Raw genomic sequence first — 22,708 nt, forward strand, 5'->3', positions numbered from 1 at the left:
ATCCTCCCGGGCTTTTGTCCCGCCGTGTAACCTAACGCCTGAGCGTTAGGTCGATTGCTCTCGGACCAGCCACAGCCATCGGGGGTTATAAATTGATGGTGTCGGAACCCTAGCGATCTATTGGAAACTAAATTGTGTGGCAGCGTTAGCTGCCGATACCCCGTTTGTTACGCTTAGCTACAAGGCAAAATCGTGGCCGATTCAATCTAAATCTTTCCGTTTCAGATAATTACAGAGCAGAAGCCTACAGAGCTGCAGTGGCATGGTTTGCTGAATGCATCTCAATGGTGCGAAAAAGTGGGCTTCTGCACTGGTTTGTGTCGTTTAGTCAGCTTCAAAGAGGCGTTTTACTGCCCTTACCAGGAATTTCCCTCACCAAGCGTGGCATTAAGAATCCTGGAAGGTGGTCACGTAGCTGAGTTACCAACTCACGCGCCTCACAATCGGATACGTCAAAATGCGCAGCGCCTTGCACGGGGTCTAATACATGTAGGTAATAGGGCAGTACACCTGCTTCAAACAGCCGTTCCGACAGCGCCGCCAAAGTGGCTATGTCATCGTTAACGCCGCGCAGCAGCACGCTTTGATTAAGTAGCGTCGCCCCGGCTTGTTTAAGTCGCGCGCAGGCATCGATGACGGCTTGGTCGATTTCTTTGGCGTGATTGATATGCAGTACCACGACTTTTTGCAGGCGTGTCGAGGTTAGCCAGCCGAGCAGGGCGTCATCGACCCGGTCAGGAATCACCACCGGCAGGCGGGTATGAATGCGCAGCCGCTGGAGGTGCGGGATGTTTTCCAACTGTTCGACCAGCCAGGCCAGTTGGCGGTCGTTGGCTGCTAGCGGGTCGCCGCCAGAAAGAATCGCCTCGTGAATCGTGGCGTTTTTGCGTAAGTAGTCGAGCGCTTCCTGCCACTGCGCTCTGGAAGGCGAATTGTCGCTATAGGGAAAGTGGCGCCTGAAGCAGTAGCGACAATTAACGGCACAGTTAGGGCTGGCGATCAGCAGCACCCGGCCCGAATACTTATGAATCAGCCCTTTAGCGGGCCGGTGTGCGGCCTCTTCCAGGGGGTCAGCGACGTAGCCCTTAGGCGTTAGCGCTTCTTCGCCTAGCGGAATCACTTGGCGCAACAATGGGTCGTTTATGTCGGCATAGGCTATTCTGTTGAGATACGCCTCAGGTACGCATACCTCAAACAGTTCGTGGCCTAACTTGGCGCCGGGCAACCATTCGCTGCTGAGCCCCAGCCGTTGGCATAGTGCCTGAGGGTCGCGAATGGCATGGGCAAGCTGCTGCTGCCAAGTGGAATCCGCCAGTGAGTCGCGATGGCTTTGCGTTTCAGACGCGGCAATAATGATGTTCTCCTGCAAAAAAGCCCTCCTTCGGGTTATCATGCGCGCACTTATTTAACGACGCCATTGGCAACGCTGCTGGTATATAGCTGCTGGCATATAAACCTGCTGACGGCGGCAGCGTATGGCTTCGCGCAGCACCTGTTGAAACAAATAACTGAAATGGATGATTGAGAGACATTATGGCGAACTATTCTACCAACGAATTCAAGGCCGGTCTGAAAGTAATGCTTGATGGCGATCCTTGTTCGATCGTTGAGAACGAGCTGGTCAAGCCCGGTAAGGGGCAGGCGTTTAACCGCGTTAAGCTGCGCAACCTGATGACGGGCCGCGTAGGTGAGAAGACTTTCAAATCCGGTGACTCGCTGGAAGGTGCCGATGTCATGGATTTGGAGATGGAGTATCTCTACAACGATGGAGATATGTGGCACTTCATGAAGACTGACGGCTCGTTTGAGCAGTATGCGGTAGAGAAAAAAGCACTAGGCGATAGCATCAAGTGGCTGAAAGAGCAGGTGCCCTATATCATTACGCTTTGGAATGATAAGGCCATTTCCGTGACGCCACCGAACTTTATCGAGCTGGAAGTCGTGGAAACAGATCCCGGTCTGAAAGGCGATACGGCACAGGGTGGTTCTAAGCCTGCGACGTTGTCTTCTGGTGCAGTGGTGCGTGTGCCGCTCTTCATTAATCAGGGTGAAGTGTTGAAAATCGATACCCGCAGTGGGGAGTACGTCTCCCGCGCTTGATCGCTTTTCAGAGCGCTTGCATGTATTAATGGCCACGCTTTGTGCGTGGCCATTACTATGGTGGTTTTTCCAAGGAGTCGTCATGGCCATTGATTGGCAACCCTCAGCGTCTTTAGAAACGCTGCGCGAACGGGCGCGGTTAATGGCCAAAGTGCGGGCTTTTTTTGCCCAGCGTGACGTGCTGGAAGTGGAAACCCCTGTATTGGGGCAGGGAGGCAGCACGGATGTGCACTTGGTATCACTGCACACCTTGGCGCGGACAGACAAGGGGCAGCGTCAACTATGGCTACAAACCTCCCCTGAGTTCCATATGAAGCGCCTGCTTGCGGCGGGCAGTGGATCGATCTTTCAGCTCGCGAGAAGTTTTCGTGACGGTGAAATCGGCGCCCGCCACAATATCGAGTTCACTATGCTGGAGTGGTATCGGCCGCAGTTTTCGCTGGATCAGTTGATTGATGAGACCGCGACTCTCATTATGTCGCTACTGCCCAGCTTCCCCGGCCCGGTTGTGCATTACCGCTATCGGGAGCTGTTTCATACTCACTTGGAAGTTGATCCCTTCACCTCGTCACTGGATAAGCTCCGCTCGTTAGCCGCTGAACGTGGGCAAATGTCCGCCAAAGCGCTGACTGGTGAGGGGCGCGAAACGTGCCTGGATCTGTTGATGAGTATGGTGATCGAGCCTCAACTGGGAAAGGCTGAGCTAAGCGTGGTGGTCGATTACCCGGCCAACCAGGCGGCCTTGGCTCGCCGCCATCAGGATGTTGACGGTGAGTGGGTGGCTTCTCGCTTTGAGCTGTACCTAAACGGTATTGAGTTGGCTAACGGCTATGATGAACTGACCGATGCGGCTGAGCAGCGTGCGCGGTTTGCTGCAGACAATGCTGAGCGCCGCCGTTTGGGGTTGCCGGAAGTGGATGTCGATGAGCGTCTGCTTGCCGCGCTAGAGCATGGGATACCTGACGGTGCCGGTGTCGCGCTGGGAATTGATCGACTTATTCAATTGGCACTAGGCAAAGCACGCCTGGAAGACGTGCTTACGTTCTCAACGCCTAATTGTTAATGATCACCTAGGGATTCGCCCATGCTAACCATCGTTGCAAGAGGACGCTCTTCGAAGTTGACGGTTTTAGCGAAGCACATGACCACCGTGGAGCCGAGCTTGAAGCGACCCATCTCGGCACCTTTATCCAGTGTGATCGGTTGGCCAAACTGCATGCGCTGGGGATGACCCGAAAGCGGCGTTACTTGCCCCGACCAGACGGTTTCGATAGCCGCGACAATCATCGCGCCGACTAGCACCATGGCCATTGGGCCGTGTTCGGTATCAAAGATACATACCAGGCGCTCATTTCGAGCAAACAGCCCCGGTACATAGTTGGCGGTGGCTTGGTTGACCGAGAATAACCGACCCGGTACGTAGACCATCTCCCTCAGAGTGCCGGTGACCGGCATATGTACCCGGTGGTAGTCTCTGGGTGAGAGGTAAACCGTGGCAAAGCTGCCGCCTAAGAACTCTTCTGCCAGCGCTGTATCGCCGCCCAGCAGGGTTTGCGCTGAGTAGGTGTGGCCTTTCGCTTGCACCAGTTGACCTGCCTGCAAACGCCCATACTGGGAGAGCGTGCCATCGGCGGGGCTGAGGATGCCCTCGCCCAGTGGGCGGGCATCGGCTTTTAGCGCGCGGGTGAAGAAGTCGTTAAAGGTGGCGTAGGCGGTGGGGTCGGGCTCCAGCGCTTGGCTCATATCGACATTAAATCGTTTGATAAACGCTTTGATCAGGGTGTCTTTCACCCAGCGGTTATCGCACTGGGCGAACTTGCCGGTCAGGCGCGAGAGCGCATGGTGAGGCAATGGATACTGAAGTAGCGAAAAGGCTTTTTGGGAAAGAGTCACAGTGGTTACTTTTTGGCAGTGGCTTGTAGTAGGGCTACCCCGGTGACAGGTCTACGAGGGGGCGCTGTGAACCCTTCCCTGGGCGCTACATTTGCCATCCATGGCAAATGACCCCCTCTACGACCTGTCCCCAGCGCCCTAAGTCGAGCGCGCAGTTACTTTAAACAATTACGCTGAGTGTTCTTTACTTCTCAATCGGTGTGTCGTCACGGTTGCCCCATTCACCCCAGGAGCCTGCGTAGCCGCGCATATTAAAGCCTAGCGCCTTGCCCACCAGCCAGGTAAAGCTGCTGCGGTGGTGGCTTTGGCAGTGGGTGGCAATTTCCATTTCCGGGGTCAGGCCTAGGGCGCCCAGCTCGGTGATCAGCTCGGCGTAATCGCGTATGCGCAGTGCACGATGGCGATCCATGGCGTTAAGCCAGTCCATGTTTACTGCGCCGGGAATATGGCCCAGGTGCTTGTTGTTACCGCGCACCCCATCGTACTCATCCTTGGAGCGTGCATCCCATACCGCAAACTGCTTATCGTCGAGCTTCTCTTTTATCTCGTCGCAGGTGATCAGAGCATTGGGGTTGAGAATCTCCGCATGGTATTCGCTGGGTGTTGGAGCGGTCGGTTCGCTGCTCTCTTCAAGGCCCGCGTCGCGCCATGCATGGATGCCGCCGTTCAAGTAGGAGTAGCGCGTATGGCCAATCAGATCCAGCGTCCATAGCAGGCGCGCCGCCCAGCCGCCGCCCTCGTCGTCGTAAGCCACGACATGGGTGTCGCGGGTCAGGCCAAGGGCGCTGAATAGCTGCGATAGCGCTTCTACGCTGGGAACGTCGCTGGGCACAGGCCCTTCGCCGCGCATCAAGTAGCGAAAATCTAGAAAAATAGCCCCAGGTACATGGCCCTGGCGATAGCTGTCGCCGTTGACCGGTACATCGATAATCAGTAGCTCAGGATTATCCAGGTGCTCTTGCAGTTGTTCGGGTTCAACGATTAGCGGCAGCAGGTTGGCTTCCGACGATTGGCGCTCAATACTCATGGGTAACTCCTGTAAGCGTTAGCTGTCTAGGCTATCGAGAATGCGCCGATAGCTGGCAAAGCGTGCTGGATGAATCTTGCCTGCGTCGACCGCCGCGAGTAAAGCGCAGCCGGGCTCATTACGATGCCTGCAGTCACGGAAGCGGCAGTAACCAATATAGTCGTGAAACTCAATAAAGCCGTCGGTGACTTCCTGCTCGTTGAGGTGCACCAGGCCAAACTCGCGAATACCCGGTGAGTCGATGAGATCGCCGTCGGCCACCTCAGCGCGGCTCATGGTATAGAGGCGTGCCGTGGTGGTGGTGTGAGTCCCTTTGCGGGAGTCCTCCGAGAGCGCACCAATGCGTAGGGTTTCATCGGGTAGCAGTAGATCAATCAGCGATGATTTGCCGACGCCGCTTTGGCCAACGAATACCGAGGTGCGCCCTTCGAGCTGGCTGCGCAGTTCATCTAGGCCAGTTTCTGTGGCGGTGGTGGTGCGGACGACGGGATAGCCCAAATCGCGATAGCGCTCGAGTAGTTTACCCAGTTCACCACCATCTTCTGGCAGTAGGTCGGTTTTATTCAACACGAGTACTGGGGCAATACCGGTCGCTTCGGCAGCCACCAGGTAACGGTCAATAAGGTTGGCGTGGGGTGCGGGTTCCACCGCAAACACAATCAGTAGTTGATCAATGTTGGCGGCGACCGGTTTGAGCTGGCCGCGGGCGTCGGGGCGTTTAAGTACGCTGTCGCGCTCTTCACGTGCCACCACCACGCCGGAGCCTTCCTGACCTGCGCGCCATATCACTCTGTCGCCGGTGACCAGGCCGTCCAGATTGGCGCGCAAGTGGCAGCGTACCGGTTCATTGTCGCTGTTGCGCACCTCAAGGGTACGCCCGAAGTGAGCAACGACACGGCCCGGCTGTTCGGCACCGTATTCACCGGCGGCGAGCTTTTCAGCGTCCTGAACATCGCGCTTTTCAGCGCGCTGGGCACGTTCCGCCTGGACTTTCTCGACGCGCCACTGCTGCTGGCGACTTAATTTACGTTTGCTCATGACCACCTGATGATCGCTACAATAGCGGTCATTGTACCTATCAACGATGTGATTGTACTTAGCAAAGATGCTATCAAGTAGCCACGCTCTCCTTTGTAGCTGCTTGGTGGGCCTATTTAAGGCACACTTGCATGATGTTAATGGTCATTTGGACAAAGGAATAACGGTAATGAGCAACGAAACAACGGGTACAGCGGAAGGTAAAACGGCGCCGCGGGATGATCTGCTGGTGTGGATTGATCTAGAGATGACCGGCCTGGATCCTAATAAAGAGCGCATTATTGAAGTAGCCACGCTCATTACAGATGCGGATTTGAATGTGGTCGCCGAGGGGCCGGTGATTGCAGTGAAACAGCCGGATAGCCTGCTGGCGCAGATGGATGACTGGAATCAGAAAACCCACGGCGAATCAGGTTTGGTAGCACGGGTAAAAGCCAGCAAGGTGGAAACGACAGAAGCTGAGCAGCAAACCCTGGCGTTTTTGCAGCAGTACGCGGTGGCTGGGTCGTCGCCCATGTGTGGCAACAGTATCCACCAGGATCGACGCTTTCTGGAGCGTGAGATGCCTGCGTTGCTCAACTTTTTCCACTACCGCAATCTTGATGTGTCTACCATAAAAGAAGTGGCCAAACGCTGGAATCCCGGTGCGCTGGCAGGCTTTAGTAAACAGAATGTGCACTTGGCAATGGACGATATTAAAGAGTCGATTGCTGAACTGGCCCACTATCGCAATACGTTTTTACGTGTTGACCAAAGCCGCGACGAAGAAGAGTGACTGAGGAGGGTAGTTAAGAGAAGTGGATGTCGGTAGCAATTCGCTTATCGCGCTTAAGGCGCTGCTCCTCAAGCGCCCAGTCGACGTGTTCGCGTACTAGCTCACTGGGATAGGCTCTACGCGCCCATAGCGCTGATTCTACCGCAACGCTCCAGGGCGCATTGCCAAGGCCGATAGCGATATTGCGCAGCCAGCGTTCATAACCAATGCGCCGAATGGGGCTGCCAGCGGTTTTATCCAGAAACTCCGCTTCGCCCCAGGCAAACAGGCTGATAAGCGATGCACGATCGAGATCATGGCGCGGTGCAAAGTCGTTTTCCTGGGTCGTGCGGGTAAAGCGAGTGAAGGGGCACACCAGCTGGCAGTCATCGCAGCCGTAAATACGGTTGCCCATGGCGCGACGATACTCGACCGGAATCGCCCCGTGTAACTCAATGGTGAGATAGGAGATGCACTTGCGCGAGTCGACCACTTTGTCGTCAACGATAGCCCCGGTGGGGCAGGCGGTTTGGCAGGCGCTGCAGCTACCGCAGTGTTCATGCTCAAGGGTGCGTCAATGGGGAGTGGTAGGTCGGTATACAGCTCGCCAAGAAAAAACAGCGAGCCCGCCTTGGGGTTGAGCAGCATGGCATTTTTGCCGAACCAGCCAAGCCCGGCTTTTTGCGCCAGGGCGCGCTCCATCACCGGCGCTGAATCGACAAAGGCGCGGTAGCCGAACTCACCGACTTCCTGCTCAATTTTTTTTGCTAATAGGGCTAACCGTTTACGAATAAGCTTGTGATAATCACGCCCTAAAGCGTAGCGGGAAACATAAGCGCGGCTGGGCTGGCCGAGTACTTTGGTGCTCTCCACTTCGGCGGGCAGGTAATCCATGCGCACGCTGATAATGCGCTGAGTGCCGGGTTCCAGCTCTGCGGGGCGGGTGCGCTTGGTGCCATGTTTGGCCATAAAGCCCATTTCACCGTGGTAGCCCTCTTCCAGCCACGCTTCCAGGTGAGCTTCATGGGCCGACAGCTCGGTATCGGTGATACCCACCTGCTGAAAGCCCAGCTCTCGCCCCCAGGTTTTAATCAGGTCGGCAAGGCGAGCAAGTTTCTGGTCAGTCATTGCACCATCAGAACGTGCAAAGGAAGTGGAATTCGACATAGTCAATCAACAGCAAGGCATTAAGCGCGCTATGCTAACGCATTGGCAGCCATCAAAACATGTGAAAGGAGCGATCGTGACAGTCTCGAATACTTCCATGCTACGCCCCCTCTATAAAGCAGCCCAGGTTCAGGAGCTCGATCGGCGCACGATCGCCGGGGGTATCGATGGCTTTGCATTGATGCAACGCGCCGCCTCAAGTGCCTGGCACAGCTTCCGCTCCCGTTGGCCTCAGGCACGCAGTATTACTGTGTTGTGTGGAGGCGGGAACAATGGTGGCGATGGTCACGTGCTGGCCGCGCTGGCCATGCAGTCTGGCCTGAAAGTGCAGCGGATAACGCTCAAGAGCGTTGACGAGCTGAGCGGTGCCGCGGCGCGTGCCGCTGAGTTAGCCACCTCCGCGGGGGTAGGCTGCGAGGAGTGGCATGCCGGTATTGAACTCACCGGTGAAGTGATCGTCGATGCGCTGCTGGGTACCGGATTGACTGGCGAAGTCGAGGGGCGCTTCAAGCGCGCTATTGAAATGATCAATGCGTCAGATCAGCCGGTGCTGGCGATTGATATTCCTTCAGGCCTGGTCGCCGATACTGGCGATGTGCCAGGTATTGCAGTAAAGGCCGCCTGCACGGTGACTTTTATCGGTGATAAGGTGGGGCTGCATACGGGGGATGCGCCGGCTTATACCGGCGAGATTGATTTTCGCCCCTTGGGCGTCAAAGCCCAGGCTTATTTCGATATCCTCCCCACGGCTTGGCGACTGGATGATTCGCTATTGGCAGCGGCGTTTGCACCCCGCCTGCGTACCAGCCATAAAGGCGACATGGGGCACGTGCTGGTGATGGGCGGGGCCCTCGGTTTTGGCGGGGCCGCGTTACTGGCCTGTCAGGCTGCTGCGCGTTTGGGAGCGGGTAAAGTGAGTTTGGCGACGGCGCCTGAGCATATTGTCGCCAGTTTGATGCGTTGCCCAGAAGTGATGGCACATGGCATACGTGGTGGCGCTGAGGCTGTTGAGTTGCCCAAGAACGCTGATGTCATAGTGGTCGGCCCTGGGCTGGGTCAGGCTGCCTGGGGGCAGGCTGTGTTGCAGAGTGCGCTGCAGGCAGACAAACCGCTGGTGGTGGATGCCGATGGACTGAACCTATTGGCGCTTCAGTGGCCGGATGTGCGTCGCGATAACTGGATATTGACACCACACCCCGGTGAAGCCGCACGACTATTAAGCTGTTCCGTTGCCGATATCCAGTCTGATAGGCCCGCTGCTGCCCAGGCGCTGCAACGGGCCCGGGGTGGCGTGGTGATTCTAAAGGGCGCGGGCAGCTTAATCGCTGGCCCCACTGGCTTGGTCGTGTGCCCTTACGGTAACCCGGGTATGGCCAGCGGCGGCATGGGTGATGTACTCAGTGGCATGCTGGGCGCGCTGATTGCGCAGCGTGGCGACATAGAGTTTAGTGCCTGGCTGGGTGCCATGGTGCATGCGCTAGCGGCAGATCGCGCAGCCGAGGAGGAAGGCGAGCGTGGCCTGCTGGCCAGCGATCTGGCATCCTATGCGCGAAAATTGATTAATCCGTGAAGGCAGCCCACATGCAGGTGCAATTAGACAGTGAAGAGGCCCAGGTCGCCTTTGGCGAAGCACTCGGGCAGGCGTTGCAAGGACGCGGGCTCGTCTATCTAGAGGGTGAGCTGGGTGCCGGAAAAACCACCCTGACTCGGGGCATTTTGCGCGCTTACGGCCATCTCGGTGCGGTTAAAAGCCCCACTTATACTTTGGTAGAGCCTTACGAGTTGGGATCCCAGCGGGTTTACCATCTGGATTTGTACCGTTTGTCGGATCCGGAAGAGCTTGAGTTTATAGGTGGTCGTGACGTGCTGGCCGACGATGCGCTGAGCATTATTGAGTGGCCCAGCCGAGGTGAAGGATGGTTGCCAGCGCCTGACCTTCGCCTAACCTTGGAAGTAATGGATCAGGGGCGTTTAGTCTCCCTGGCCGCGGGTAATGACCAAGGTGAACGTATATTGGCTGCCTTGCAGGGTCAGCTAAGTAAAGCAAGTAAGCTAAGTTCCGACCAGTTGGAGAGTGGTGTGATTCAATGGAAATAAAGGGCATAGCGGCACGTGCATATCGCTTATTGGCCGCCAGTTTTTTTGCCCTGGCAGCAGTTAATGTTCAAGCGTCCAGCGTAGAGAGCATGCGTCTTTGGGCGGCGCCGGATCATGCTCGGCTGGTATTTGACCTCTCCGCTGCGACCAATGCCAACGTGTTTTCGCTGGAGAATCCGGCGCGGTTGGTGATTGATTTGGATGATACCCAAATGGATACCGACCCCAGTACGCTGCCTTTGCATGACAGTGCCATTACCTCGGTGCGTACCGGCGTGCGGGAGGGTGGGGGCCTGCGGGTAGTGCTTGAGCTCAATCGAGAAATTGAGCCACGCCATTTTACCCTGACACCTAACGACCAGTACGGTCACCGACTGGTCGTTGATCTCGAATACCCTGGTGAGAGTGCCGTCGAGAATCCGATTGACCCCATTGAGGCGATGATTCGGGATCAGGAAATTCAGGCCCAGCGGGCATCTGCTCAAGGCCAGCTGTCGGACAGCGTGGCGCCGCCTAGCGAGGCAGCGCCGACAGAAGTGCAGGAAGCCAAGCCGCACCCAAGGCGCGATATTATTATTGCCGTCGACGCCGGTCATGGTGGTGAAGACCCGGGGGCGATTGGCCCTTCAGGCACACGGGAAAAGGACGTAGTGCTGGAAATTGCCCGTCGCCTAGCCGCTGAAGTGAACGGTACTGAGGGCTTTAAAGCCGTGCTGGTGCGGGATGGTGACTACTATATAGGGTTGCGTCAGCGTACCGCACTGGCACGTGAGCAGAAAGCCGACTTTTTTGTCTCGATACACGCCGATGCTTTCACCAGCCCAAGACCCCAAGGGAGCTCGGTCTATGCGCTTTCTCAGCGCGGCGCCACCTCGGAAACCGCCCAGTGGCTGGCGGATAGTGAGAACCGCTCCGACCTTATCGGCGGTGTCGATGGCAACCTCTCTTTACGTGATAAAGACCAGGTGCTGCGTGGTGTGTTGTTGGACTTGACCATGACCGCGACCCTAAACGATTCGCTCTCTATCGGTGGGCAGGTGTTAGAGCAGTTAGGGCGAATTAACCGGTTGCATAAGTCCCGGGTAGAGCAGGCGGGGTTTATGGTGCTTAAATCTCCCGATATCCCCTCGCTGTTGATCGAGGTTGGCTTTATCTCCAACCCTGACGAAGAGCGCCGTTTGCGTGACCCGGTGCACCAGTCAGGACTTTCCCAGGCGATTTTCAGTGGCTTACGCGACCATTTCCAGCGCTACCCACCGCCAGCCAGTCTGCTAGCCTGGCAGCGTGATAATCAGCGCCAGCCGTCGGGTAACGAGTACCGCATTCAGTCAGGGGACACTCTGTCCGCGATTGCCGTGCGCCACGGCGTGCCGGTGAATCAACTGAAGCAGGCCAATGATTTGAATGGTGACGTGATCCGCGTAGGCCAAGTGTTACAGATACCCCGCTCATGAGGTTTTGTCGTGACTGATATGACCGCTACCGTACCGCGCATAAAGGTACTCGACCCACGGCTGGCCAACCAGATTGCCGCCGGTGAGGTGGTTGAGCGTCCTTCATCGGTGACCAAAGAGCTGATAGAGAACGCTATCGACGCGGGTAGCCAGCGCATTGAAGTGGAAATTGAGCAGGGCGGAGCGCGGCTGATTAAGGTGCGCGATGACGGCATCGGTATTGGCGAAGAGGATTTACCGCTGGCTCTGGCCCGCCATGCCACCAGTAAGATCGGCAGTTTGGAGGACTTGGAAGGCGTTAGCTCGTTGGGCTTTCGCGGCGAGGCGCTGGCGTCGATCAGCTCCGTCTCCCGGCTGGAGTTGATCTCCAATGCCGAAGACGACCCCCGCCATGGCTGGCGGGTGGTGGCAGAAGGGCGGGGCATGGATGCACGGGTGACCCCCGCACCACACCCCCGAGGTACTAGCGTCGGCGTGCGCGACCTGTTTTTTAATACTCCCGCTCGGCGCAAGTTTCTGCGCACAGAAAAGACTGAGTTTGCCCATGTCGAAGAGGCGTTTCGCCGTCAGGCGTTATCCCGCTACGATATTGCCTGGGTGTTGCGTCATAACCAAAAAGTCATTCATCAGCTGCCAGCGGGCCACTCAGCGGCGGCCCGGGAGCGGCGGATTGCCTCACTGTTGGGTAAGAACTTTATCGAGCACGCCCGCTACATTGAGCGCGAAGCGGGCGGTTTGCGGCTAAGTGGCTGGGTGGGCCTGCCCACCCACTCGCGCTCCCAGGCCGACCAGCAGTACTTCTTCGTTAACGGACGCGTGGTGCGTGACCGCCTAGTTGCCCATGCGGTGCGGCAAGCCTACCGCGATGTTCTGTTTAACGGTCGTCATCCGGTGTTTGTGCTCTATCTGGAGCTCGATCCAGACGTTGTGGACGTCAACGTTCACCCCACCAAGCACGAAGTGCGCTTTCGTGATGGTCGCATGGTGCACGATTTTCTCTACTCCAGCCTCCACCACTCCCTGGCGTCCGCTAAACCCGCCGAGAGCGCAGAGGAGGGTGAGGCTGAGGTAGCTGATACACCGGGCGCATCGCCACAGGGCGAAGCTTCAGAAGCGGGCGCCGAACAGCCCCGCTGGCAGCAGCAGGGGATTGCGCTGACCCACTCGCCGGATCGCCACCCAGGTGCCGAGCGAGTGCGTCGCTTTATGCAGGGCTATCAGGCGCTCCACCCCAATCATGAAGAGACCCTGTTAACGCCACAGCCGAGCGCTCCCCAGCGAGGTGGTGAGGTGCGTGAAGCGCCCCTGGCGATGCCCGATAACGACCCCACTGCGCCGCCGCCGCTGGGGTTTGCCTTGGGGCAGTTACACGGTATTTATATTCTTGCCCAGAACGCAGAGGGCTTGGTGTTGGTGGATATGCACGCCGCTCACGAGCGCATTGTCTATGAGCGCATGAAAGCTCAGCTGGCCGCGGCGAAAGGGCTGGATGCGCAACCGCTGCTCGTGCCCGTTTCCATCGCCGCCAGCCGGGCTGAAGTGGCCACCGCAGAGAGCGAGCAAGAAGCGATTGCCAAGCTGGGTATTGAGCTGGATATCGCCGGGCCAGAAACGCTACTGGTACGTCAATTGCCCGCCTTGCTTGCCCAGGCTGACCCTGAAGCGCTGGTACGCCAGATGCTGGAAGAGCTGGCGCGGTATGGGCGTACCCACCAAGTCGAGGCTCGCTTGCATGAACTGCTCTCCACCATGGCTTGCCATGGCAGTGTGCGCGCCAACCGGCGGCTAACGATTGATGAAATGAACGCGCTGCTACGCGATATGGAGCGCACCGAGCGCAGCGACCAGTGTAATCATGGCCGTCCTACCTGGACGCAGATGGGGCTAAAAGCGCTCGATCGGCTGTTCTTGCGTGGACAGTAGCTGCGCAGACAATAGCAATCACCCTTTTTCTTACCTGATGGAAACGCATGGCTGATACGCGCCCCTGGGCGATCTTTTTAATGGGCCCGACGGCCGCCGGGAAAACCGATACCGCAATGGCACTGCACGAGCGCCTGGGGCATGAGCTGATTAGCGTTGATTCGGCCATGGTGTATCGCGGTATGGATATTGGCAGTGCCAAACCCAGCGCGGCGGAGCTTGCCCGTGCGCCCCATCATCTGATCGATATCCGTGACCCAGCAGAACCTTATTCAGCCGCTGATTTTCGGGTAGATGCGTTTTCGCTTATGCGACAAATCAGCGCGGCGGGCAGGGTGCCACTCTTGGTTGGCGGTACTATGCTCTACTACAAACGGCTGGTCGAAGGGGTTGCAAATCTTCCGTCTGCAGATCCGGCGATTCGCCAACGGCTTGAAGCCCAGTGGCAGGCTGAGGGGCTAATCTCACTGCATAAACAGCTCGCGGAAGTGGATGCGGTGTCTGCCCAGCGCATTCATCCTAATGACCCGCAACGTCTTATGCGTGCCCTGGAGGTGTACTTCGCCAGTGGGCGGCCAATGAGTGAACTCTGGGCGGAGCAACAGCCGGAAACCTTTCCCTGGCGCGTGTTGTCCATAGCGTTGGCACCCAGTGATCGCAGCTTGCTGCATCAACGTATTGCTCAGCGTTTCGAAGTAATGTTGGGTGAGGGCTTGATAAATGAAGTCGCCGCCCTCAAAAAGCGTAACGACTTACATTTAGGCCTGCCGGCGATGAAGAGTGTTGGTTATCGCCAAGTGTGGGAATACCTGGAAGGTGAGTATGACTATGCCACGCTCGTTGAGCGAGGCGTCATTGCCACTCGTCAGCTGGCCAAACGACAACTAACTTGGTTGAGAAGCTGGCCAGAACTTAACTGGGTAGATTCACAGCGCTCGGATGCACTGGATCAGGTGCTGAAACTCGTGCGTGACAGCGGTGCTTAGCGTAAGATAGTCCGCTAAGATAGTAACTTAGTAGATGTGTTTTCGATTGGCTGAGTGATTGGCCTTTCGATTATCACTAGGCTCTTCGGGCATCATTCGGCCTTCCGGGCAGTAATAAATAGTGCGGCGTAGCACCAGTAGGGCACGCCATTTGATAATTAACCCCCAACGACAGTTTTAGGGAGAGCAACATGTCCAAAGGGCAGTCCCTTCAAGACCCGTACTTGAACATTCTGCGCAAGGAGCGCATTCCGGTCTCAATCTTTTTGGTCAATGGCATTAAGCTGCAGGGCCAGATCGAATCGTTTGACCAGTTTGTTATCCTGCTGCGCAATACCGTCAGTCAGATGGTTTACAAACACGCTATTTCTACGGTTGTTCCGTCTCGTAACGTACGCTTGCCTGCGCAAGACCCGGCAGAGCAGGATGCGGAGATTTAACACCGCTGGAGAAGCAAGAGAGTCCACGAGGTATTGATTGTTTTTCGAACGCCCAGACGCCGGTGAAACGGCAGTTCTTGTTCACGTCGATTTTCATGATGAACAAAAACGTGAAGACCCGGGTGAGTTTTTAGAGCTCGTACGCTCTGCTGGTGCAGAGCCTGCGACTCTACTCACTGCTAGCCGCCACCGACCTGACTCGCGCACCTTTATTGGGTCAGGTAAGTTGGAAGAGCTGCGGGCACTGCTTGCGGCTCACGAGGCAGAACTGGTGATCTTCAACCATAGTTTAAGTCCCTCTCAAGAGCGCAATGTTGAGCAAGAGCTCAAGTGCCGAGTACTTGACCGTACCGGTCTTATCCTCGATATCTTTGCGCAGCGGGCAAGAACCCACGAAGGTAAGCTGCAGGTAGAGCTTGCTCAGCTTGAATATATGTCGACTCGCCTAGTGCGGGGTTGGACACACCTAGAGCGCCAAAAAGGCGGGATAGGCCTGCGCGGCCCAGGTGAAACACAGTTAGAGACCGACCGCCGCCTGCTCCGCGGGCGGATCAAGTCGATCCATAAGCGGCTCGATAAAGTACGCAGTCAGCGTGACCAGAATCGCCGCGCGCGAGCGCGTGCGGAAATTCATAGCGTATCGCTGGTGGGGTATACCAACGCCGGTAAGTCGACCCTGTTTAACGCTTTGACCAATTCCGAGGTGTATGCAGCCGACCAGTTGTTTGCGACACTTGACCCTACCCTACGACGACTTGAGATTGAAGACGTGGGCCCCGTGGTGATGGCTGACACCGTCGGCTTTATTCGCCACTTACCGCACAAGCTGGTTGAGGCGTTTCAAGCGACGCTACAGGAGGCCTCGGAGGCGTCGCTGCTGGTACATGTGATCGATGCCGCAGACCCTGACCGCGAATTAAACGTGGAACAGGTGGAGCTAGTGCTCAAAGAGATTGGCGCCGATGATGTGCCGGTGCTCAAAGTCATGAATAAAATTGATAAGCTCGATAGCGCCCCACGCATAGAGCGCGATGGCCACGGCATGCCCGAAGTTGTTTGGTTATCAGCCCAGCAGGGGCAGGGCTTAGAACTGTTGCATGACGCGCTGAGTGAGCGCCTGGCCAACGATGTCATAGGTTTTTCGCTGACGCTTACGCCAGAGCAAGGTAAGCTTCGCGCAGGTCTGCATGAGCTGAATGCCGTTCGCGAGGAAGCCTTTGATGAGCAGGGGCACTCGGTGCTGGATGTGCGTTTGCCGCGTCGCGATTTTAACCAGCTAATGGCTCAACTGGGCGAGCGTGCCAATACCTATTTACCTGAAGCGTTGCAGGAAACTGAAGATTGGTAGCCTCACCGTATAATGTCTAGTACGCTGTCGGTATCTGGTTTTGTATAAAAATGGTACAAGATTTAAAGAGCAATAATATCAAAACACCAGCGCTTCGTTGATCGACGAAGCCAGATGCGTGAGCGAATACCCTTAGTGGAGAAGAAGTATGGCCTGGAATGAGCCTGGTGGTGGCAACCAGCACGACCCTTGGAGTAGTGGCGGCCGACGCGGCGGAAACGATGGTAATGGAAACCGTGGTAATAACAGTGGCGGCGACAATGGCAATAAAGGGGGCAACAACCAAGGCCCGCCTGACTTGGATGAAGCGCTGAAGAAGTTTCAGGACAAGCTCAACAGTATGCTGGGTGGGGGCAAAAAAGGCGGTGGCAGGAAAACCGGCGGTGGCGGTAGTGATAAAAACCGCAACCCCTTTGCACTTCCAGGCCTTCTGATTATCGTTGCGCTGGCAATCTGGGCCGCGATGGGCTTCTACTTGGTGGATCAATCCGAGCGTGGTGTTGTGCTTCGTTTTGGTGAATACCAAGATGTTGTCAATCCAGGCCTTCAGTGGAATCCGCCGCTGATTGACGATGTGCGTATGGTCAATGTGACCCGTGTACGCTCGCTGTCGCAGACACAGTCGATGTTGACGCGTGACGAAAACATTGTCGAAGTGGAAATTTCTGCTCAGTACCAAGTGGCTAACCCGCGTGATTTTGTACTCAACGTACGTGATCCTGCTGTCTCGATTGAGAACGCGCTGGATTCGGCGCTGCGTCACGTCGTAGGTGGTACCGATATGATCGATATTCTTACCTCGGGTCGTGAGATTCTGGGTAGCTCGGTCGCCAGTCGTCTGCAGACTTACCTGGATAACTACGGTGCCGGTATTCGTTTGCAAACCATCAACATCGAGTCCACTTCGGCCCCTGCGCCAGTGATCGATGCCTTCGATGACGTTATCCGTGCCCGTGAAGATCGCCAGCGTACTATCAACCAGGGTATTGCTTACGCCAACGCGATTATTCCTGAGGCGCAAGGTCAGGCGCAGCGTATTGTTGAGCAAGGCCAGGGGTATCGTGAATCGGTGGTCGCTGAAGCGCAGGGTCAAGCCAACCGCTTTAACTCGCTGCTTTCTGAGTACACCAACGCACCGGAGATCATGCGTGAGCGCATGTATCTGGACACAATGGAAGAAGTGTTCGGCAAAACACCTAAGGTGTTGCTGGACGTGAGCGAAAACGCGCCGTTGATGTATCTGCCGCTAGATCAGCTTAGAGGTGGCAGCAGTAACCGCAGCAACGCTTCCAGCGGAAGTGCCAATAGCGATGAACAGTTAGACCCGAGTGTGCTTGAGCGTTTGCGCAATACTCAGGGTAGCGCTAGCTCTTCATCAAATACCAATAGTAGCTCCATCCGCAGGGAGGGCCGGTAAATGATTAATAATCGATCCCTGCTGATTGTTGGTGGTCTGGCTGCCGTTGCATGGCTGGCGAGTAACACTCTGTACGTGGTAGATGAAACCGAGCGTGCTGTTAAGCTGCGCTTTGGTGAAGTTATCGAAGAGGATATTCAGGCTGGCCTGCACGCCAAGGTGCCGATTGCGCAAACGATCCGTAAGTTTGATGTTCGTCTCCTAACGCTGGACACCGATACCAGCCGTTACCTGACTCTTGAGCAAAAAGCGGTCATAGTCGACTCCTACGTTAAGTGGCAGGTGGTCAATCCTACCCGCTACTACGAGGCAACGGCGGGTGACGAGTTGATGGCTATTCGCCTGATTCAGCCGCGGGTGGATGAGAGCCTGCGTAATGAGTTTGGTCGCTTGAATCTTCAAGAGATTATTGCTGAGCGCCGCGATGATCTGATGACGGGCCCCACCGAAGAACTCGATGCGCTTATGCGTGAAGAGCTTGGGGTCGCCATTCGCGATATTCGCATCAAGCGCATCGACTTGCCGGAAGATGTATCGGCCGCTGTGTTTGAGCGCATGCGTTCAGAGCGTGAGCGCGAAGCCCGTGAGTGGCGAGCTCAGGGGCAGGAAGAGGCTGAGCGTATTCGCGCCAATGCGGATCGTCGCCGTCAGGTTCTGCTTGCTCAGGCCAATGAGCGCTCCGAGACGCTGCGTGGTGAGGGTGATGCCCAGGCCGCTGCGATCTTCTCAGAAGCCTATGGTCAGGATCAGGAGTTCTTCTCTTTCTGGCGTAGTCTGAATGCCTACAGTGAGAGTTTCTCTGATGATGGCAATCTAATGGTGCTGGAGCCCAGTAGCGATTTCTTCCGCTATTTGCGTAATCCTACGCCAGAAGGTAATGAAAGCGACAGCGAGTAAGTCGTTTTTTGCGGGTGTTCCTCGTCTCGCCATTCCTGTGGCCAGGCGGGGTTCACCCGGCCAATAAACGTGATAGAATTCATTAACCGGGCGTCGCCCGGTTTTTTTGTGGCCCTTGTTTAACGTTAATGTCGCCAATAATCATGCGACGTTACTGATTGAATGTGCTGGGCCTTCATCGTCTTGCAGGACTGTTCACATGACCATCGCTGACCGCTGGCTGCTGCCCGACGGCATGGATGAGGTGCTTCCGCCTCAGGCAAGCCGTATGGAAGAGCTGCGCCGTGCGCTGCTCGATCTTTACCACTGCTGGGGCTATGACCAGGTCATGCCGCCACCGGTGGAGTTTCTAGATTCCCTATTAACCGGCACCGGTACGGATCTGGATCTTCAGACTTTCAAGCTAACCGACCAGTTAACCGGTCGCATGATGGGCGCCTCGGCGGACGTTACGCCGCAAGTGGCGCGGATGGACGCCCACTCGCTAAAACGTCAGGGGCCGGTGCGTCTTTGCTACTGCACTAACGTGCTGCGTGCTAAGGCAGACCAGCATCAGGGTGGCCGTAGTCCAGTGCAGGTGGGTGCTGAGTTGTTTGGTCATGCAGGGCTTGAGGCAGACAGTGAAATTATTCACCTGGCGCTGGCCAGTATGAAAGCCGCAGGTGCGGAAGAGATTCACCTGGCGCTTGGGCATATCGGCATCTACCGCAGCCTTGTTGAAGCCGCAGCGCTCAGCGATGAGCAAGAGGGGGCGCTATTTGAGGCGTTAGCGCTAAAGTCGCCCACTCAACTGGCGCAGCTTGTAGACGCCAGTGTCAGCGACCCGGCCTTGGCGGATATGTTATTGGCCTTGGGCGAACTGCATGGCGGCGCGGATATTTTGCCTCAGGCGCGGGAGCGTTTTGCCGGGGCGCCCGCCTCGGTGACAGCGGCACTGGATCAATTGGATGCGCTTTATCAAGGCGTGCTGGCACGCTTTGATGTATCACTCTACTTTGACTTGGCGGAGCTGCGCGGCTATCAATACCACACGGGTATGATGTTTGCCGCCTATGTGCCGGGCTATGGCCATGCGCTGGCTAAAGGCGGGCGTTATGATGATACCGGGCGGGCTTTTGGCCGTGCCCGCCCGGCCACTGGCTTCTCAATGGATCTGAAGCAGTTGGCATCGCTGGCGCCGGCATCCCCGAGTCGTGGGGCTATTTGGTCGCCCGCTACGCAGGATGCGTCGCTCAACGCTGCCATTGTCGCGCTGCGTGAGCAGGGTGAACGCGTGATTCAAGCGCTGCCAGGGCAGCGTACTGGGCCGGCGGAGCATGAGTGTGACCGCCGTCTTGAGCTTATCGACGGCCGTTGGCAGCCAACGGCCCTGACACAAGAGACGAGTGCATCATAATGGGTAAGAATGTCGTAGTGCTGGGCACCCAATGGGGTGACGAGGGCAAGGGTAAAATTGTTGATCTGCTGACTGAATCCGCCTCCGCCGTGGTGCGTTTTCAAGGTGGTCATAACGCCGGTCATACGCTGGTGATCGACGGCGAAAAAACCGTACTTCACCTTATACCTTCCGGCGTTTTGCGCCCAGGCAAAACCTGCGTGATTGGTAATGGAGTAGTGCTTTCACCTGAAGCGCTGATCAAAGAGATTCGTGAACTGGAAGCCAAAGGTGTGCCGGTGCGCGAGCGCCTGCGTCTGTCGCCAGCTTGTCCGCTGATCCTGCCTTACCATGTGCGCCTGGATCAGGCCCGTGAAAAAGCCCGTGGTATTGCCAAAATTGGCACCACTGGCCGGGGCATTGGTCCTGCCTACGAAGACAAAGTCGCCCGTCGCGGCCTGCGCTTGGGCGATATGCTGCATCGCGAGCGTTTCGCTTCCAAGTTAGGCGAAGTGCTCGACTACCACAACTTCGTGCTGGTGAATTACCACGGCGAACCGGCAGTCGACTTCCAGGAAGTGCTGGATACCGCGATGCAGATGGCCGAAGAGCTGCGCCCCATGGTGTGCGATACCGTCAGCATGGTGCACGACCTGCGCAAAGCCGGTGAGAATATCCTGTTTGAAGGTGCTCAGGGCTCGCTGCTGGATATCGACCACGGTACCTACCCCTACGTGACCAGCTCCAACACCACCGCAGGCGGCACGGCCACCGGCTCTGGCGTCGGCCCGCTTTATCTGGATTACGTGCTGGGTATCACCAAGGCGTATACCACCCGTGTGGGGTCAGGCCCGTTCCCCACTGAGCTATTTGATGTCGATGGCCGTCACCTTGCCGAGCGTGGCCATGAGTTTGGTGCTACCACCGGTCGTGCCCGCCGCTGTGGCTGGTTTGACGCCGTGGCACTGCGTCACGCGGTGCAGATCAACTCGGTCTCCGGGATCTGCCTGACCAAGCTGGACGTGCTGGATGGCCTGGAAAATATCCGCGTTTGCGTTGGTTATCGCAGTAAAGATGGCGACGTGCTGGAAACACCGGTGGATTCGGAAGGCTACGAAGCTGTCGAGCCGCTTTACGAAGACCTGCCAGGCTGGAAAGAGTCGACCCTAGGCGCTAAAAAGGTAGAGGATCTACCCGCTAATGCCCGAGCTTATATCAGCTATCTCGAACAGCAGGTAGGTACCAGCATCGATATTATCTCCACCGGCCCAGACCGCATGGAAACTATCGTGCTGCGTAATCCCTTCGATAGTTAAGAGCGGTTAGCGCGCTGGTCACTGTTAGTGAGCAGATGAGTAGATGAAACAAAAGGGGCAACTTAGTTGCCCCTTTTGCGTAGATGGTGGGTATTTAAAAGTCGATCCCGCGGCGTGCCTTAAGGCCGCTGTTGAAGGCATGGCGCACTTCCTGCATTTCGGTCACCGTATCGGCCATGGCGACGAGTTCGCGGTGAGCGTTGCGGCCGGTAATAATCACTGTCTGCTCAACAGGGCGATTCTCCAGCGCCCGTTTAACGGTTTCGATCTCCAGATAGCCAAATTTGAGCATATAGGTGATTTCGTCGAGTACCACCAGATAGGTTGCCGGATCCACCAGCATACGCTCAGCCTCTTTCCATACGGCTTGGCAGGCGTCGGTGTCTGCTTGGCGATTTTGCGTATCCCAGGTGAAGCCGGTCGCCATGATGGCCACCTCTAGATTGGCATCCTCCTCCAATCGATTGCGCTCACCGCACTCCCACAATCCCTTGATAAACTGCACCACGCCTACTTTATAGCCATAGCCCAAAGCGCGGGTGACCGTGCCCCAGGCAGCGGTTGTTTTACCTTTTCCGTTCCCGGTGTTAACAATGATGAGGCCCCGTTGCTCGTTGGCACTGGCGACTTTCTCCTCTACGCGCGCTTTAAGCTTCTCCATAGAGGCTTTGTGGCGGGTGTCGCGGTCACTCATGGTATCTCCTGATAAAAGACAGTAGTCACTTTTATAAACCGCTAGCCTATGCTATCAGCAAAGGGTTGAACATCTTTACGGCTGCCTTTGAAGATAATTTTTGTATAGATATTTTCCCTGTTTTGTGAACCTTTGTCTTAATAATTCATTCTCAAAATCAACAAACAACAACAGAATTGGCCCCTGGGGGGCTGGCTGCTCTAGAATAGGGGGTCATGTCTTGCCAGGAATTACACCATGCCCTCATTTGATATTGTCTCAGAGTTCGATAAACACGAAGGCGCTAACGCCGTTGATCAAGCCAACCGGGAAGTGCAGTCGCGGTTTGATTTTAAAGGGGTCGACGCCAGCTTTACCCTAGAAGGCGACAAAGTGCAGCTAGAAGCGGAAGTCGATTTCCAGCTTAAGCAGATGCTCGATGTACTGCGCGCCCGTCTTATCGCCCGGGGCATTGATGCCCGCTGTATGGATATTCAAGACCCGGTGCTCTCCGGCGTGAAAGCGCGTCAGGAAGTCGCTCTCAAGGAGGGGCTCGACGCGGCAGAAGCCAAAGACATCGTCAAGCGCATCAAAGCCAGCAAGCTTAAAGTGCAGGCGCAAATTCAGGGTGAGAAGGTGCGTGTCACGGGGAAAAAGCGCGACGATTTACAAGCTGTCATGGCGCTGCTGCGCGGCGAAGAGGGGCCGGATCTTCCGCTCCAGTTTGATAACTTCCGCGACTAGCCCGTGGTAGTTAGTCTTCGAACGTTTTAATTATGTAATATTCGTTTTATACAGGAGTC

The 22,708-nt window shown here is 56.4% G+C and carries 20 protein-coding genes, 1 pseudogene and 1 riboswitch; of the genes and pseudogenes, 15 read left to right on the forward strand and 6 right to left on the reverse strand.

Going from position 1 to position 22,708, the window contains the following annotated elements:
* Nucleotide 1: 1 nt before the first annotated feature.
* A riboswitch (guanidine-I (ykkC/yxkD leader) is annotated at nt 2–124 on the reverse strand.
* 210 nt (nt 125–334) lie between these two features.
* Complete coding sequence (gene epmB, locus OM794_RS08010) at nt 335–1,369, reverse strand: EF-P beta-lysylation protein EpmB (protein WP_226249731.1); 1,035 nt, start codon at nt 1,367–1,369, stop codon at nt 335–337.
* Between the two features lie 164 nt (nt 1,370–1,533).
* Between epmB and efp the strand changes: the two genes are divergently transcribed.
* Nucleotides 1,534–2,100, forward strand: a complete 567-nt coding sequence (gene efp / locus OM794_RS08015) for an elongation factor P (protein ID WP_226249732.1) — start codon at nt 1,534–1,536, stop codon at nt 2,098–2,100.
* An 82-nt stretch (nt 2,101–2,182) separates the two neighbouring features.
* Entirely contained in the window at nt 2,183–3,163 is a 981-nt protein-coding gene (gene epmA / locus OM794_RS08020; protein WP_226249733.1) for an EF-P lysine aminoacylase EpmA, read from the forward strand.
* Here the strand turns inward: epmA and asd are convergent.
* From asd to rsgA, 3 genes are all read right to left on the reverse strand, one after another.
* On the reverse strand, nt 3,160–3,993 hold the full coding sequence (gene asd, locus OM794_RS08025; protein WP_226249734.1) for an archaetidylserine decarboxylase: 834 nt from the start codon (nt 3,991–3,993) through the stop codon (nt 3,160–3,162). The genes epmA and asd overlap by 4 nt on opposite strands.
* A gap of 184 nt (nt 3,994–4,177) precedes the next feature.
* The gene (locus OM794_RS08030) at nt 4,178–5,020 is read right to left on the reverse strand and encodes a sulfurtransferase (RefSeq protein ID WP_226249735.1); all 843 of its coding nucleotides are present in this window, start codon (nt 5,018–5,020) and stop codon (nt 4,178–4,180) included.
* A gap of 18 nt (nt 5,021–5,038) precedes the next feature.
* The gene (gene rsgA / locus OM794_RS08035; RefSeq protein WP_226249736.1) at nt 5,039–6,058 is read right to left on the reverse strand and encodes a small ribosomal subunit biogenesis GTPase RsgA; all 1,020 of its coding nucleotides are present in this window, start codon (nt 6,056–6,058) and stop codon (nt 5,039–5,041) included.
* 169 nt (nt 6,059–6,227) lie between these two features.
* On the opposite strand from rsgA, the gene orn reads away from it, so the two are divergent.
* The gene (gene orn, locus OM794_RS08040; RefSeq protein WP_226249737.1) at nt 6,228–6,833 is read left to right on the forward strand and encodes an oligoribonuclease; all 606 of its coding nucleotides are present in this window, start codon (nt 6,228–6,230) and stop codon (nt 6,831–6,833) included.
* A gap of 13 nt (nt 6,834–6,846) precedes the next feature.
* Here orn and queG read toward each other — a convergent pair.
* A pseudogene (gene queG, locus OM794_RS08045) lies at nt 6,847–7,940 on the reverse strand (tRNA epoxyqueuosine(34) reductase QueG).
* A 136-nt stretch (nt 7,941–8,076) separates the two neighbouring features.
* Between queG and OM794_RS08050 the strand changes: the two are divergent.
* From OM794_RS08050 to OM794_RS08100, 11 genes are all read left to right on the forward strand, one after another.
* Nucleotides 8,077–9,549 (forward strand): NAD(P)H-hydrate dehydratase, encoded by a 1,473-nt coding sequence (locus OM794_RS08050; protein WP_264167889.1) that lies wholly within the window; start codon nt 8,077–8,079, stop codon nt 9,547–9,549.
* A gap of 11 nt (nt 9,550–9,560) precedes the next feature.
* Complete coding sequence (tsaE, locus tag OM794_RS08055; protein WP_226249740.1) at nt 9,561–10,076, forward strand: tRNA (adenosine(37)-N6)-threonylcarbamoyltransferase complex ATPase subunit type 1 TsaE; 516 nt, start codon at nt 9,561–9,563, stop codon at nt 10,074–10,076.
* Nucleotides 10,067–11,530 carry an N-acetylmuramoyl-L-alanine amidase gene (locus OM794_RS08060; RefSeq protein ID WP_226249741.1) on the forward strand — a complete coding sequence of 488 codons (1,464 nt, stop codon included), beginning with the start codon at nt 10,067–10,069 and terminating at the stop codon, nt 11,528–11,530. Before tsaE ends, OM794_RS08060 begins: the two co-directional genes overlap by 10 nt.
* Before the next feature lie 18 nt (nt 11,531–11,548).
* Nucleotides 11,549–13,453, forward strand: coding sequence for a DNA mismatch repair endonuclease MutL (gene mutL / locus OM794_RS08065; protein ID WP_226249834.1), 1,905 nt, complete (start codon nt 11,549–11,551; stop codon nt 13,451–13,453).
* Between the two features lie 47 nt (nt 13,454–13,500).
* Nucleotides 13,501–14,439, forward strand: a complete 939-nt coding sequence (gene miaA, locus OM794_RS08070; protein ID WP_226249742.1) for a tRNA (adenosine(37)-N6)-dimethylallyltransferase MiaA — start codon at nt 13,501–13,503, stop codon at nt 14,437–14,439.
* Between the two features lie 191 nt (nt 14,440–14,630).
* Nucleotides 14,631–14,879 carry an RNA chaperone Hfq gene (gene hfq / locus OM794_RS08075; RefSeq protein ID WP_007114649.1) on the forward strand — a complete coding sequence of 83 codons (249 nt, stop codon included), beginning with the start codon at nt 14,631–14,633 and terminating at the stop codon, nt 14,877–14,879.
* Nucleotides 14,880–14,916: 37 nt separating this feature from the next.
* Entirely contained in the window at nt 14,917–16,227 is a 1,311-nt protein-coding gene (gene hflX / locus OM794_RS08080; protein ID WP_226249743.1) for a ribosome rescue GTPase HflX, read from the forward strand.
* Between the two features lie 148 nt (nt 16,228–16,375).
* Nucleotides 16,376–17,644, forward strand: coding sequence for an FtsH protease activity modulator HflK (gene hflK, locus OM794_RS08085; RefSeq protein WP_226249744.1), 1,269 nt, complete (start codon nt 16,376–16,378; stop codon nt 17,642–17,644).
* Complete coding sequence (gene hflC / locus OM794_RS08090) at nt 17,645–18,541, forward strand: protease modulator HflC (RefSeq protein ID WP_226249745.1); 897 nt, start codon at nt 17,645–17,647, stop codon at nt 18,539–18,541.
* Between the two features lie 199 nt (nt 18,542–18,740).
* Nucleotides 18,741–19,937, forward strand: a complete 1,197-nt coding sequence (locus OM794_RS08095; RefSeq protein WP_226249746.1) for an ATP phosphoribosyltransferase regulatory subunit — start codon at nt 18,741–18,743, stop codon at nt 19,935–19,937.
* Entirely contained in the window at nt 19,937–21,232 is a 1,296-nt protein-coding gene (locus tag OM794_RS08100) for an adenylosuccinate synthase (RefSeq protein WP_088698541.1), read from the forward strand. Before OM794_RS08095 ends, OM794_RS08100 begins: the two co-directional genes overlap by 1 nt.
* A gap of 94 nt (nt 21,233–21,326) precedes the next feature.
* Here OM794_RS08100 and cobO read toward each other — a convergent pair whose 3' ends face one another.
* Nucleotides 21,327–21,926, reverse strand: a complete 600-nt coding sequence (gene cobO / locus OM794_RS08105) for a cob(I)yrinic acid a,c-diamide adenosyltransferase (protein WP_226249747.1) — start codon at nt 21,924–21,926, stop codon at nt 21,327–21,329.
* Between the two features lie 237 nt (nt 21,927–22,163).
* Between cobO and OM794_RS08110 the strand changes: the two genes are divergently transcribed.
* Nucleotides 22,164–22,649, forward strand: a complete 486-nt coding sequence (locus OM794_RS08110; protein ID WP_226249748.1) for a YajQ family cyclic di-GMP-binding protein — start codon at nt 22,164–22,166, stop codon at nt 22,647–22,649.
* Nucleotides 22,650–22,708: the final 59 nt, after the last annotated feature.

The organism is Halomonas sp. BDJS001, assembly GCF_026104355.1.
Lineage (GTDB): Bacteria > Pseudomonadota > Gammaproteobacteria > Pseudomonadales > Halomonadaceae > Vreelandella.